At 56.6% G+C, this 14,184-nt stretch carries 14 protein-coding genes; 5 read left to right on the top strand and 9 right to left on the bottom strand.

Features of this window, described 5'->3' with window-relative positions; translation table 11 throughout:
- Positions 1-5: 5 nt before the first annotated feature.
- Genes AFL22_RS15725 through kdsA form a run of 3 tightly spaced genes read left to right on the top strand, consistent with a single transcriptional unit; the run spans position 6 to position 2,089 of the window.
- Positions 6-398, top strand: coding sequence for a SirB2 family protein (locus AFL22_RS15725; RefSeq protein ID WP_031594610.1), 393 nt, complete (start codon positions 6-8; stop codon positions 396-398).
- A gap of 1 nt (position 399) precedes the next feature.
- Positions 400-1,209, top strand: a complete 810-nt coding sequence (gene sirB1, locus AFL22_RS15720; protein ID WP_010669988.1) for an invasion regulator SirB1 — start codon at positions 400-402, stop codon at positions 1,207-1,209.
- A 25-nt stretch (positions 1,210-1,234) separates the two neighbouring features.
- On the top strand, positions 1,235-2,089 hold the full coding sequence (gene kdsA / locus AFL22_RS15715; protein ID WP_010669989.1) for a 3-deoxy-8-phosphooctulonate synthase: 855 nt from the start codon (positions 1,235-1,237) through the stop codon (positions 2,087-2,089).
- A 60-nt stretch (positions 2,090-2,149) separates the two neighbouring features.
- Here the strand turns inward: kdsA and chaA are convergent, their stop codons facing one another.
- Positions 2,150-3,241, bottom strand: coding sequence for a sodium-potassium/proton antiporter ChaA (chaA, locus tag AFL22_RS15710; protein WP_010669990.1), 1,092 nt, complete (start codon positions 3,239-3,241; stop codon positions 2,150-2,152).
- 373 nt (positions 3,242-3,614) lie between these two features.
- Here chaA and chaB point away from each other — a divergent pair, with 373 nt between their 5' ends.
- On the top strand, positions 3,615-3,845 hold the full coding sequence (gene chaB / locus AFL22_RS15705) for a putative cation transport regulator ChaB (protein WP_010245846.1): 231 nt from the start codon (positions 3,615-3,617) through the stop codon (positions 3,843-3,845).
- 226 nt (positions 3,846-4,071) lie between these two features.
- Positions 4,072-4,746, top strand: coding sequence for a gamma-glutamylcyclotransferase (locus tag AFL22_RS15700; RefSeq protein ID WP_164480396.1), 675 nt, complete (start codon positions 4,072-4,074; stop codon positions 4,744-4,746).
- 73 nt (positions 4,747-4,819) lie between these two features.
- On the opposite strand, the gene AFL22_RS15695 is transcribed toward AFL22_RS15700, so the two are convergent.
- The 8 genes from AFL22_RS15695 to AFL22_RS15660 all read right to left on the bottom strand — a co-directional run bounded on the left by AFL22_RS15695 (position 4,820) and on the right by AFL22_RS15660 (position 13,826).
- On the bottom strand, positions 4,820-6,247 hold the full coding sequence (locus AFL22_RS15695; RefSeq protein ID WP_052271723.1) for a serine/threonine-protein kinase: 1,428 nt from the start codon (positions 6,245-6,247) through the stop codon (positions 4,820-4,822).
- 44 nt (positions 6,248-6,291) lie between these two features.
- Positions 6,292-7,245: a hypothetical protein gene (locus tag AFL22_RS15690; RefSeq protein ID WP_010245838.1), complete on the bottom strand. Its 954-nt coding sequence runs from the start codon at positions 7,243-7,245 to the stop codon at positions 6,292-6,294.
- 14 nt (positions 7,246-7,259) lie between these two features.
- Positions 7,260-8,036, bottom strand: coding sequence for a PP2C family serine/threonine-protein phosphatase (locus AFL22_RS15685; protein WP_010669994.1), 777 nt, complete (start codon positions 8,034-8,036; stop codon positions 7,260-7,262).
- A complete protein-coding gene (gene tagH, locus AFL22_RS15680; RefSeq protein ID WP_010245831.1) occupies positions 8,033-9,169 on the bottom strand; it encodes a type VI secretion system-associated FHA domain protein TagH in 1,137 nt (378 codons plus the stop codon). Before tagH ends, AFL22_RS15685 begins: the two co-directional genes overlap by 4 nt.
- A gap of 36 nt (positions 9,170-9,205) precedes the next feature.
- Positions 9,206-9,904: a type VI secretion system-associated protein TagF gene (gene tagF / locus AFL22_RS15675; protein WP_010245828.1), complete on the bottom strand. Its 699-nt coding sequence runs from the start codon at positions 9,902-9,904 to the stop codon at positions 9,206-9,208.
- Positions 9,905-9,917: 13 nt separating this feature from the next.
- A complete protein-coding gene (tssM, locus tag AFL22_RS15670) occupies positions 9,918-12,032 on the bottom strand; it encodes a type VI secretion system membrane subunit TssM (RefSeq protein ID WP_033771588.1) in 2,115 nt (704 codons plus the stop codon).
- Positions 12,032-13,249, bottom strand: a complete 1,218-nt coding sequence (icmH, locus tag AFL22_RS15665; RefSeq protein ID WP_010669997.1) for a type IVB secretion system protein IcmH/DotU — start codon at positions 13,247-13,249, stop codon at positions 12,032-12,034. The genes tssM and icmH overlap by 1 nt, the downstream gene beginning before the upstream one ends.
- An 85-nt stretch (positions 13,250-13,334) precedes the next feature.
- A complete protein-coding gene (locus tag AFL22_RS15660; protein WP_010245819.1) occupies positions 13,335-13,826 on the bottom strand; it encodes a hypothetical protein in 492 nt (163 codons plus the stop codon).
- Positions 13,827-14,184: the final 358 nt, after the last annotated feature.

Raw genomic sequence — 14,184 nt, 5'->3', positions numbered from 1 at the left:
TCATGATGTTCGCCTTTTATCCCCTGATTAAAAATCTGCACATCTTAACGGTGGTGCTTACCGTGACGCTGTTCCTGTTACGGTTTTACTGGCTGCGCCGTGGATCGGCAATGATGACGAAACGCTGGGTGCGCATCCTGCCGCACGCTAACGACACCCTGTTACTGCTGACCGGCGTCTCGCTGGTGATGATTACCCACTTCTATCCCTTCACGCCGCAAGGAAGCTGGCTGACGGAGAAGCTTTTAGCGGTTATCATCTACATCGCCTTAGGATTTGTGGCATTGAGTCGCCGTCCACGCACTGATCGCACCCGCTGGATCGCTTTTCTGGTAGCGTTAATCGCCCTGGTGACCATCATTAAGCTGGCGCTGACCAAAATGCCGTTATGGGGATAGCATGACCTCGACCGAACAATTAGATTTCAGCCAGACACCGCTGTGTGAAGCGGTGATTGGTGCCACGCTTGCCATCCGCGCCGATTTCCCGGCGTTGTCGGTGGAAGCACAACTTGCGGCATTAGTCGCCGAAGCACGTGACTATGTCAGCCATACCGAAGATGCTGACATGCAGCTCGAAAAGCTGCTTGAGCTGTTCTATCGCCAGTGGGGATTTTGCGGTGCCAGTGGCGTCTACAATCTTTCTGATGCTCTCTGGATCGACAATGTGCTGAAGACCCGTCGGGGCACGGCGGTGTCACTGGGCGTTATCCTGCTGCACATCGCCGCCGAGCTGGAACTGCCGCTGATGCCGGTGATCTTCCCGACGCAGCTGATTCTGCGCGCCGACTGGATTGATGGCGATAAGTGGATGATCAACCCGTTTAATGGCGAAACGCTTGACCGGCACACGCTGGAAGTGTGGCTCAAAGGCAATATCAGCCCGACAGCGCGTCTGTATGACGACGATCTCGACGAAGCCAAAACCGTCACCGTGATGCGCAAGATGCTCGACACGCTGAAAGCGGCGTTGATGGAAGAGAAGAAGATGGAGCTGGCGCTGAACGTCAGTCAGGTGCTGTTGCGTATCGATCCTGACGATCCCTACGAAATCCGCGATCGCGGTTTGATCTATGCGCAACTGGAGTGCGAACATATCGCCCTGAATGATTTAACCTACTTCGTTGAGCAGTGTCCTGAAGACCCGGTCAGCGAAATGATCAAAGTTCAGATTCACGCAATCGAACAAAAACAGGTCACGCTGCACTAAGCGGACCCACTGAAAAGGAAAGGGCATGACACAGAAAGTCGTGAGTATTGGCGATATCAAAGTTGCAAACGATCTGCCATTTGTGCTGTTTGGCGGGATGAACGTTCTGGAGTCGCGCGACCTGGCGATGCGCATCTGCGAACACTACGTTACCGTCACCAGTAAGCTTGGTATTCCTTACGTATTCAAAGCGTCATTTGATAAAGCGAACCGCTCCTCTATTCACTCCTATCGTGGCCCAGGCCTGGAAGAGGGGATGAAGATTTTCCAGGAGCTGAAGCAGGCTTTCGGCGTCAAAATTATCACTGATGTGCATGAAGCGTCCCAGGCGCAGCCGGTCTCTGAAGTGGTTGATGTGATCCAGCTGCCCGCGTTCCTGGCGCGTCAGACTGACCTGGTGGAAGCGATGGCGAAAACCGGCGCGGTCATTAACGTCAAGAAGCCCCAGTTCGTCAGCCCGGGTCAGATGGGCAATATCGTTGATAAGTTCGCTGAAGGTGGCAACGAGCAGGTCATCCTGTGCGATCGCGGCAGCAATTTCGGCTACGACAATCTGGTTGTCGACATGCTCGGCTTTAACGTGATGAAGAAAGTCACCAAAAACAGCCCGGTGATTTTCGATGTCACTCATGCGCTGCAGACGCGCGATCCGTTTGGCGCAGCATCAGGTGGTCGTCGTGCTCAGGTGGCTGAGCTGGCGCGTGCCGGTATGGCGGTAGGCATTGCCGGTCTGTTTATCGAAGCGCACCCGGATCCTGAACACGCCCTGTGTGACGGCCCATCCGCGTTGCCGCTGGATAAGCTGGAGCCATTCCTGGTGCAGATGAAAGCGATTGACGATCTGGTGAAAAGCTTCCCGGAACTCGATACCAGCAAATAAGTTTGCTGCAAAAAAAAGAGCGATGATTCGCTCTTTTTTTTCGCCTGAAATCCGGTGACGTTACAGCATGATGGTCATCAGATAACCGATAAACAACGCCAGATGCGCGGCTCCATTCAGTACGTTAGTGCGTCCGGTCGAGAAGGAGAGCTGACAGAGAATCAGCGACGCCATCATAATCACCATCTGTGGCGGCTCCAGACCAAATATCAGCTCCTGTCCGGTCAGGGTGGCGATAATGGTTACCGCCGGTACCGTGAGTGAGATGGTCGCCAGCACTGAACCAAAGAAGAGGTTCATGGCGCGCTGCACCTGATTCATCAGCACGGCCCTGATCGCCCCCAGGCCTTCCGGTGAGAGGATCAGCAGGGCCACCAGGAAACCGGTAAACTGTGCCGGTGCATTCAGATCCGTCAGCAGGCTTTCCAGCGTATTAGCATTCATCTTAGTCACGGCAATGACCGCAATCAGATGCACGATCAGCCAGCTGGTATGCCAGAAGCTGCTGTGGGCAGAGGGTTTGCCATGATGCGGGTCGCCATCATCGCTCTCATCTTCATGCTCATAGACAAACAGGCTCTGGTGGGTTTTAGTCTGAATCAGCAGGAACACGCCATACATCGCCGCTGAAATCGCCGCGATCAGCAGTGCCTGAGTGACAGAGAAATTACCGCCCGGCAGTGCGTTGGGAAACACCAGCACCAGAATCGCCAGGGGAAAGATAGCGATCAGATATTGCTTCACGCCCGCCAGATTCACGTATTGCGTCGCAAACTTATTACCGCCCAGCAGCAGCGCAAAGCCAACCAGTCCGCCAGTCACAATCATTACGATCGAATAGAGCGTATCGCGCATCAGCCCGGGGGCGGCATCGCCGGTCGCCATCAGCGCCGAGATCAGGCTCACTTCCAGAATCACCACGGACAGACTCAGGATCAGAGAGCCATAGGGCTCGCCCAGCCGATGCGCCAGCACGTCGGCATGTCGTACAACGCTAAAGGCGCTGCTCAGAATGGCAACCAGCGCCACTAAGTTGATACCGACTACAATCGGAAATGATGTGGTTGCACCAAAAAAATAGAGTATACCCAGCGTGATAAGGGGAAGTATCAGCGAGAATTCCTTGTGACGTGTTTTTTCATGTGAAGGCATTCACCATCCTCTCTGGTTAATGATTATCCGGACACAGCGAGTGCTGCTGTTAGAAATATAATCAGTTTTAGGGCAGGGCGCAGTTTATCTTTTCACCGGTCCGAACGGGAAAAATTTACTGCTTTTTACTTAAATGCAATAAATGGTCGAAGCAGTATTAACCTGAAGTTATCTCAAATATTGCAATATTAATCAGGCGACAACAATTTCTCTTTACCCACCTATCTGACCGTCAAACGCCGGAAAATATGCTTATCATTGTAACTTGTGTCGCCTGTTTCTGGTTTTTAATTTGAAGGGGAGATAAGTGGCTGTTTGTATTTTTATTCTGTTGCGCCAGGCTTAACAGGAATCCATAAACTGAGGAGCCGTTATGCCTTACTCTAAACGAACCGACTTACCTGACAACGTAAAACACGTGCTTCCCGCGCATGCGCAGGATATCTATCAGCAGGCATTTAACAGCGCGTGGGAAGAATATAAAGAAGCTAAGGATCGACGGGGCGATGATTCGCGGGAAGAGGTGGCGCACAAAGTCGCCTGGGCAGCCGTGAAGAAAGAGTATGAAAAAGGTGATGACGATAAGTGGCATCCTAAACGTTAATGCCGTCGCTAGCCTGTTCACGCCAAAGGGCCAGGATTATCTGGCCCTTTTTTTCATCTTCGCTATAAGGTTTATCTGGTTTTTTTTAACCTGCGACCGGAATCACGCTTGTAACCCCGCGCGGAAATAGATTAATGTCAATTTGATGAACGAAACGCAGCGCCGTTTTGGAGATCATGTTACAGGAGCCATTCTGCAGGACGCCGTTGATGTTGAGGAGGTCGCATTGCTTACCCGGGAATTTCTATTAAAAGCGGATTGTAAAACGTCGTTCGGGGATATCGAAGAGGCGTTGCTCTGGAGTTGCGAGCAGCGCGCGGCCTCGCTGGCAGCCACGCTGGCCTGTCGTCCCGATCACAGCCCGGTATGGATCTTTGGTTACGGCTCGCTGATGTGGAACCCGATTTTTGAGGCGGATGAAGTGGCGTCCGGTTCGCTGGAGGGCTGGCACCGTGCTTTCTGCCTGCGGCTGATTGCCGGACGTGGCACCGCCACGCATCCCGGTCGCATGCTGGCGCTGAAGCAGGGCGGCAGAACCACGGGTCTGGCGTTTCGTCTGCCGGAAGAGCGGCTGCATGAAGAGCTGGCGCTGCTGTGGAAGCGTGAGATGATCACCGGCTGCTATCTTCCAACCTGGTGTGAATTACAGCTGGAGGATGGTCGCAGCGTCACTGCGCTGACCTTTATTATGGATCCGCGTCATCCGCTGTATGAATCGGACTCCTGCCCGGAGGCGATTGCGCCATTAATTGCTGCGGCCAGTGGCCCGCTGGGCTCGAATGCGCAATATCTGTTTGCTCTGGAAGAGGAGCTGACCCGGCGCGGCATGGAGGAGGAGAGTCTGAGCCGGCTGGCCCATCAGGTGCGAACGCTGCAGCAAGCCTGTCTGAAGCAGGCCTGAACCGGGGCATAAGCAGAGTAAAAGGGCGCGACACTGTCGCGCCCTTTTACGATCCGGCTGCGGATTACCGGGCTTAGTTACCCGGATTAATCAGCCAGGTGCCGGGCTTATCGATGGTCAGGGATTGAGTGTGCGTCTCACTGCCATTCTTAACGTCAATTTTGTACTGTCCCGCCGCCAGATTCAGCGCGGCAAATCCGCTGCTGCCCGGTTTTACCTCAACCGGCTGTCCGTTAAGCACCACGCTTTCACCGCTCTCCAGCTTAAGATAGACGGTCGCCAGCGCGGCCGGAACGGCTGCGGCTGACGGAATCGATGCGGGCGCCTGCGTCATGGCTGAGCTGTTGTTAACCACTTCCGGTGTGGCACTGTGGCGATTCGCCAGCCAGATGGCGACAACCACGGCCAGAATGGCCACGGCAGCCAGGCCCAGCAATCCAGGCGACAGTTTACGCACCGTGCGCGGCGTCACCGGCTCGGCGGACGCGGCGGCATGATTCATCGCCATTACCACCGGCGCAGAAGCCTCAACCGGCTCCTCGACCGGCAGAGCAGGCGGCTCGCCCGGCACCGGGAAGCTGTTTACCACCGCTTCCACATCACTGACCGGCAGATCAATCAACGCGGCAAAGGCATCAATCGTTTGTGGGCGATCGCCTGGCTTCATTGCCAGCGCGCAGTCAATGGCATGCAGCAGCGGCAGTGAGTAGCCTTCGGGCTGGCGTTCCACCAGCGGCTGATAATTATCTTCAATGCAGCGCACCACGCTGACCGGCGGTGGATTACCGGTAATCAGGTTATGCAGCACCGCGCCCAGGGCGTAAATATCGGTCCATGGTCCCTGTTCAACTTCACCCTCTTCGCTGTACTGCTCAATCGGCGCAAAGCCAGGTTTAAGCATGATTTCCGTTTCGTCAGAGAGGTTGCCAATCTCCTTACGCGCCGAGCCAAAATCGAGCAGAACCGGCAGCTGGTTCTCCTGAATCTGAATATTGTCGAGCGAGATATCGCGATGCAGATAGCCGGCCTGATGGATGGTGCTGATGGCACCCAACAGCGGCGGCAGCAGGCGGCGGATCCAGGCTTCAGTGATCGACGCCGGGCTGGTTACCTGCCACTCTTTCAGCGTCATACCGCTGTAGTAGAGCGTGCCCATATAGGCTGTGCCGTTCTGCTCCCAGAAGCGCAGCACGTGCAGCAGTCCCGGATGATTAAAGCGAGCCAGCAGACGCGCTTCCTGAATAAAGCTGGTGAGCCCGGCATTAAACAGCTTCTGGAAACGCTCACCGCGCAGCTCCAGCGTTAAATCGGCGGCACGGACTGCCAGCGACACCGGCATGTACTCTTTGATTGCAATAGTGCGTTCAAGCTGGTGATCCCACGCGCGATAGACGATGCCGAAGCCGCCGCCTCCGATCACTTCCTTGATCTCAAACTCATTGAAACGGTATCCGTCAGGCAGGGCATTCGGAACGGTTTTCGGATTATCATTTGCCGACATAGTGAACTCTCTGTACACGGCCTGCTCGCCAGGCTGCGCGGTAATTAATTGATGTTACGCCAGGCACCAATGGCAGGATCAACCAGATCCGCGTGCAGGGTGTCGATGAGTAACACATTCACTTTTTGCTGTGGCATGAAATAGGGCGCCCAGTGGCTGCGCAACGTATCAACTCGCGATTTCACAGCGTCAGCATCCTGCTGCGCAGCATTCTTATCCATCTTTATCAACAGGGCACCATTGAAGCGCCAGACATGTTGTTTGGCATCAAAGGGCAGCACCAGCCAGCTATCATTCGCATCCGGGCGTGTCACAATCATGCGCTGATTGTTCGCGGCGATAACCTCCAGCTTGCTGTCCGGGATCGTCAGATTGGCGATGGGATAGCCCTGATAAAAGGTGACTGCCACCGGCGTTGGGTGGTCTGGGGTCGCCAGCATCAGCTCACTTTTGCCTTCTGCCCAGCCATCCGGTGAGCACTGCTGCTTGCTGACATCCGGGATAAACAGGGTCTGGGCATTTTCATCCCAGGCGGTGCGAAAATGGCAGCCGCTGGGGAGATCAAAATGTTGCAGCGGCGTGCTGTTGGCGGGCCGAGACAGGTCAAGCGGTGCAGCATTACTCTCACTGGCGCTGGCGGTGGCATCTGCCATCACGATAGGACGCCAGTTCTGCAGCTTACTGGCGCTGCCGCTGGCCAGTACGCCACCCTCTTTACTGGTCATCTGCCAGGGCAGCTCGTCCAGTAATCCGCACTGATTAGCGAGCAGGGTGCCGACGCGCGGTAAAAAGGTGGTCAGCACCGCCGAATCCTTACTTTTGCCGGAGACGATGCGCAGTGGCAGCGTCTCTTTGCACCAGTCGTCAGGCGCTTTACTCACCACATTATCGATATAGACCTCCAGCGCCAGGCTGGGGGAGTAAACAACCCGATAATTTTCAGCCTGGGCGTGAAAGGCAATCAGCAGGGTGATGATGCCGGGCAACCACAGTTTCATAAGGATCCTTGGAATCAAAAACGAGGCGGCAGAAAGCGCGCCGAATCAGCCAGTGAATAGAGCAGCGTTGCCTCCTCCGGCTCACCAATCCAGACCGCCAGTGCGCTGAGATTATCTTTCTTAACGTTGCGGCTCACCGCCTGTTCCATCAGAGCCAGCCACTCTTCGCAGGCATTCACCATGCGCAGCGCCTGTTCCATTTCATGACTGGCCAGATTCAGCCAGAAGCCATCGGTGCAGACCAGAAACGCGTCGCCATCCTCCAGCGCAATCTCCTGCGAAAAGCTTACTAAGCGAGGCGGTTCAGCGCCGAGCGCATTATAGAGTAAATTACTGTTAATGCCGGTATTTTCATAGCCCGCTTCTTTCAGCTGCTGGGCCAGACTATGATCGCGAGTGACCTCATGAAGCACGCCGCGGCGGAAGTGGTAAACCCGGCTGTCACCGGCATGCGCCCACCATGCGCGCTGTTTTTCGCGGTCGATAAACAGGGCCGCCAGCGTGGTGCTCATGCGTGAATATTTCGGATTTTTACCCTGTGCCTCATGCAGCGCTAAGCGGCACTGTTCAATCGCCTGATGGGTTATCTCCGGCGTCAGGTCGGCGTGCGCCTGTAACTGGCTCAGCAGGGTGTCACGCACCAGCTGTGCCGCCATCTCGCCGCCGGGCAGACCGGCCACGCCATCGCAGACCACAAAACAGGCTTTACGCTCATCCAGCTCTGCGCCGGTGCGATCCTGATTCTCATCGCGTAGCCCCTGCTGGCAGCGGCTGGCAAAAACGATTTTCATGGTTCATCTACCCGCGTCTGAGAGTCCTTGTACTGATTCACCTCCATGTCATAGGCATGGAGAAAGGCCTCGCCAAACAGCGTATGGAAATCATCTTCGATCTCTCCGGCCGTACGCTGATAATTACGGGTGAAGTAGTCCCACAGCGCCGCCTTCTTCATGGCGGAAAAGGGCATTTTTGACACCACGCCATCGGCACGCGCCTGCTCCTCCAGCCGCTGCGGATTAAAGGATTGCAGCATCGCCGCAATAATGGCGCGGATACCGGCAATCATCCCCAGCTGGTGGGCCTGCAAATCGACCAGGGCATCGCGTACCGCCTGTTCCGGCGGCATAAATCCGGGCATCTGGCTCTGGTACATCTGCATCAGCACGGTTTTGCCGGAGGGCAGGATCTTGAACGGATTGTTGGCCTCATTCAGGATCATCGTCATGTCCGCTTTGACACCACGCTTGAGAATGGATCGCGAAGAGAGCAGCGCGACAGTGCCCTGGGAAAAGAGGCTCAGCATCCGGCCAGTAATGCGCATCTGCTCTTCATCCACCGGCGTGGCGTGACCGTTGCTCAGCCCCATCCCCTCCAGCAGTGCGGCGATCAGCCGATCCTGATCCACCGGCTGCGCCGTCAGCGCCCGACGCGGCTCGCTGGCCTGGGGGTCGATAGCCAGTCGCGCATCGTTGTGGCGCTCGTGGCGTGAGGGCGTGACCTCACTGACCAGCAGCCGGTCCTCAACCTCATGATGTTCGTGGATGCCCAGCGGATTCGCGGGCTGAGCGCTGTCGCCAGCAAACAGCGCCAGCGGATCGCTCTGCGTGTCGTGGCAGGCGGGGTCTCGTACTTCCAGCGCATAGTCACCGATGCGCAGCGCATCGCCATGCTTCAGCACGACCTGCATGCCGCGACCCAGGGTAATGCCGTTATGCTCCACCGGGGTCACGCTGCCCTGGTTCGTCAGACGGCACTCTCCGTCATGCGACAGGTGAACCAGCGCCTGCAGACGCGAAATGGCCCGAGTCTCATCTGGCAGCACCAGATCGTTGTCCTGACTGCGGCCAATGGTACCGCCAGGCGGTTGAAACGCGACGCTTCTGACCGGAACATCCGTAGTGCATTGCACAATGGTAAATTGCATGAGTTATCCCAGATTGAACGGCAAACGCTTCCGGCCTCACTCGAACATCGGAGGATAGAGGCCATTACGTCCCGGCTGTGAACCTGCCGCCGGGTTAAACAGTAACGAAAACAGTTGCGCGGTGAGGTTGCCGCTGTGCTTGTGGGTCGCGTGGGCAAAACCATCACTGCGGTTACTCCACCAGTAGCTCATATGCTGCTGAGGGTCGAAACGTTCAGCCACTTCACGCCAGCTCAGCGTGCAGGGCAGATCCTGAAAACCGATCACATCCATGATTTCAGAGGGCTTCCTGGCCGGCACCAGCAGCGGTGGCAAAGCCTGTATCTGCTGCTCTAACTGCTCGCCGTTCAGCGGTGTCTGAACCGCCCGTAACAGTGTCGCGCCCAGATCCTGAAACCAGTCGCCGGAAATGGTCAGCTGAGCAGGATGCCACTGAGCCAGCGTGAAGCTGTGCAGGGCCAGCAGCGGCCAGGCGCGTCCGACGCGGTCACAGGAGGGCAGCAGACAACCCATCTGTATCTGCGGTCGGGTCGCGGTAACCGGCAGCACAAAGTTCCACACCGGCGCGTGGAGAAAGTCCGCGCTGTAGGAATACGCCTGCTGATGCCAGTGCATTAATCCCTGCTGGAACCAGTGATTCCACGGGCTAATCTGTTGCTCGCTCAGTCGATGGTGCAGAAAGTCACCGGTCGACGGCAGCTTGCCATACCAGCCGGGGGCCGTGTAAGCAGCCATGTTCACCTCACCATTACTCGCTATGCGAGTTTGATTGCGGGGCCGGGTGCCGCGGCGCTACCGCCAGCATGCCGCCCGCCTGGTCCGCAATTTTCAGATTCTCTGCAAGCTTGCGCATCATCAGTGCATTATCACGTGCATAAGGCGACGACTGAATCTGCTGATCCAGCAGCTGGCTCAGGTGCCAGTCAAGCTGCTGCAGGTCGCGGGCGCTTACCGTATCGGGCAGGGAGCGCTGTAAATTTTGCAGCAGCCAGGCCCGTAAAAACTCGCCATCATAATTACGCGGTTGATAGAGCATCTGATAGGCGCGCAGCGCATTGCGGCTGTAGGCGTTATCATCACCCGGGTCGTTGCGCAGGATATTCGTGATCTGCTGCGCCACACGCGGCAGCAACAAAGACTTAAGCGCATTTTGATAAAGCACCCAGGCGGCATCGCTAATCTGATTACCCCGGTATAAGCCCGCCCGCATAGTAAGCGGCGGATTATCGAGGGAAAAGCGCGCCGAGAGCGGCAACTTCACCAGGTTATTCAGAAAGGGTAGCAGATCAAAAATATTATCAGCAGGCTGATGAATCACCTGCTGACTTTGCTCACGGATAAGCGGTACCCGTGCGGCAACCTGCTGCAGATACTGCTGATTCTGATAGTAACTGATGCCCCACAGGCTGGAGGCGATCAGCAGGGCGCCTGCCAGCACGCCGTAGCCAATCCAGTGGAACAGCTGATTACGGTACTCCCAGCGGCGATTACTGCCGGCCAGGCCGCTCTCTTTGAATATCAGATCGCTGAGCAGGTCACGAATAAAGAAGCTCTGGCCTTTGTTGCCGGGAATCGGACTGTTGCGATTAACGCTGTCCCAGGCCGCGATCGAGTGATCGCCCGCCTGACGCAACTGCAGTTTGCGGCTCAGTTCACCCATTACGCGATCAAACGGCAGGCCTTCCTGGGTTCCGCTGGTGAAGAAGAGGCCGCGCGGGCTCCAGGCGACCGCATCCTGATGGTCAGAAAAAACGATATCCAGATATTCGTTCAGCAGTGGACGCAGCGAGGCGAACTCCTGCGGGAAGAGGAAGCACTCAGCGCGCTCGTTCAGGTCGCGCTCATGGGTCATCTGCTCCGCCAGTTGTTGCTGGAGCTGCTGTTCCAGCCGCTGAAACTGCTGGCCAAAATGGCGATGCCAGTCATCTTTGTGCGGCTTGCCCAGCTCCCAGTTAAACGTGAAGCCCCAGATAGCGTCACGCCGCGCTTTATCAATCGAGCCGAAGTAACTCATAAAGCCTTTCAGCAGATCGGTTTTGGTGACCATCACATAAACCGGGAAGTGAATACCGGTCTGCTGATGCAGTTCTGCCATGCGCTCTCGCAGCGCGCTGGCCTGGGCGAAACGCGCCTCGGCTGAATCACTCAGCAGATCGGCGACGCTGATGGTCATGATCACACCGTTAATCGGCTGGCGGGTGCGATAGCGTTTCAGCAGGTTGATAAAGCTGTGCCATTCCGCGGCATCTCGCACGCGCTGGCTCTCCTGCAACGCATAACGACCGGCGGTATCAATCAGCACCGCGCTGTCAGTAAACCACCAGTCACAGTTGCGGGTGCCCCCGACGCCGCGGACCGCATTTTTGCCCAGCGTATCTGTCAGCGGGAAATCGAGGCCGGCATTAAACAGCGCGGTGGTTTTACCGGCGCCGGGCGCACCCATGACCAGGTACCAGGGCAGCTGATAGAGATAATTAGCGTTAAAGCGTGAGAGCAGGTTCCCGCTGTGACGACGGCCAAACTGGGTGCGTTTCAGCTGCATCGCAGCTTCGCTGAAGCGCTGGTTGAGCCGCTCTTCGGTCATCTGACGTTCCGCCGGGTCGTCGTTGCCCGACAGCTGAAGCTGGGTCAGTAAGCGGCTGTTGAACCAGGCACGATAGAGCGACGGGATCAGCTGGAACAGGATCCAGAGAAAATAGAGGGCGCTCACGGTGAGCTGGCGAGGCAGCACGGGTTCCAGTGGGCGCGATTCGCCCCATGACCAGAACGGCCCCAGCATCCAGACCAGACAGCTCAGCGCCGTGACGCCAATAAAGCTCCACAGCAGGCGATGCGTTAGCAGCAGGCGAAGGGAGGCGCGCATTATTGTGCTCCTTGATGATTACTGAGCGTTTCAGGCGCGGCAAACAGGGTGATTTCAACACGGCGGTTGCGGGTCCGGTTTTCGCTGCTGTCGTTGGGCAGCAAGGGGTCGCTGTCGCCGCGGCCTTCGGAGCGAACCGTATGCCCGTCAGCCAGTTGCAGTTGTAACAACTGGGTGATGGCGCGGGCGCGGGCAAATGAGAACTCATAGCTGGAGGCAAAGCGGCTGTTATCCACCGGATGATCATCGGTAAACACCGACACCAGAATGGTCCCTTTGACATCTTTCATCGCGGTTGAGACGCGGGCCAGCAGGGCGCGCCCCACCGGATTGATCACCGTGCCCTGTTCGGCGAACAGTTTGTCCGCGGGGATGATCACTTTGCTGCCAAAGGCACCATCGCTGACCTCAAGCTGCCCGGCTGCAATCACATCATTCAGGCGCTGACGCAGATCGAGCAGCGCCTGCGGGGAAGAGGGACGACGGCCCGCGGTAATCTGCGGCAGCGGCGTCTGATAGATAGTACGCAGCAGCGGTTCGGCGGCATTGCCGAGACGCCAGTTCAGGCCGCTATAGATCAGGCAGCCGATCAGTGCGACCAGCATGGCACAGGCCCAGAGCGGCACCATCGGGCGGGCGAGGGTGCTCACCAGCGGATGCACTTCAACCAGTGGCGGTTGCGCTGTCTGGCGCTGGGCACGCGTTTCGTCAATCAGGGTTTTCAGGCGTTTACGGATACCATCGCACTGGGCGCGACCATTTTCACTGCCGCGATAGCGGCCTTCATAGCCCAGCAGCAGACAGTATTGCACCACTTCCAGCAGCCAGAGGTGTTGTTGCGGGCTCTGTGAAATGCGCGACAGCAGTTGAAAGAATTTTTCGCCGCCCCAGCTTTCATTATGGAAGGTCACCAGCATGCCGTTGCCAGACCAGACGCCGCGCGTGCCCCATGGAGTTTGCGCAGCCGCTTCATCGAGCGCGCTGCAGATGCAGTAACGCGCGCCGATAATCATCTCAAACGGCAGCCCTGCCTGTTTACAGCGTTGTTCAAACTGGCGGATTTCATCGATCAGAGACTGGCGCAGGCCCGCAGGGTCATCGTGGGTAGCTGCCTGACGAATTTGCACCACCGCGTTCAGCAGTGGCGCCGCAGCCTGAAGTAAGAGATTCTCATTGCCTGAGGGGGTCGCCTCACGCGCAGGGGATTCCACAGTCATTAATTCGTGATCTTCCAGCCAATGGCAAATCCCTGTACCCGCAGCCCGGGACGGTTCTGCGGGCAATATGCGCCGGATTTCATATTCAGTCTAAGATCCAGGTCGCGGTATCGTTAGTCCGGCAGGCTTTGCTGGCGCCACCGACGGCCACACAGACCTGTTTCGTTTTGCGGGGACGGGGACGATCGCTCTGTACGGTGGCATCGTAACGGCTGCTCTCTACACCCGCTTTTAATGGCACATAACCGATCAGCGGGCCGTCAGCCTGGTCAGCAATCGCCAGCCAGCTGTGTTCCACATTACCTAATACTTCGAACGGTTTACCCGTTTCGAGATAGCGAACCACTTTGCCGCCGTAATCAGGCGAGGTCATGACGGATGCGCCATAAAGCGCCCGCCAGGTCTGATTGACCGGCTCAAATTCAGTCGGTGCCGCGACAGCGTGTCGATGGACCAGTTTGACGCCGTTAATTTCGCTGGTAACCAGCGTATCGTCAGTGACGGGCGGCGGCGGGGCCTTACAGCCTGCCAGGGTAAGAACCGCCAGCAGTGTTAACGCAAGACTCTTTTTCACCATGTTCCTCGTGATCTCATCAAAGTATCTGCATATTGCCAGGCCCGATGCCAGGAGGCGATCTTTATCGCGCCGCATCGTGCCGAAATTCTGTTTTTAAAAAAAGGGTCAGATTACATCGGGATAGTAACGCATTCAGTTTACCTAAGACTTTTGAGAATTCAAACCATTGCACCCGCTGCCGATGCGTGATAGCAGGCGCTTTTCAGGCAGGCTGCGATGTAAGAAAAGCACCAGGCAATGTGATAGTTAAATCGAACTGAATTATCGCAGAGACAAACTGGTTGAGAACAGTGCCGCGCATTCTGACATGCAATGAATCCGATTGGAAACTATTAAGATTTACTAATAACTTGTTGCC

The organism is Pantoea sp. CFSAN033090 (genome assembly GCF_001264395.1).
GTDB lineage: Bacteria > Pseudomonadota > Gammaproteobacteria > Enterobacterales > Enterobacteriaceae > Pantoea > Pantoea agglomerans.
This window is presented reverse-complemented; position numbering and strand designations above follow the sequence as displayed.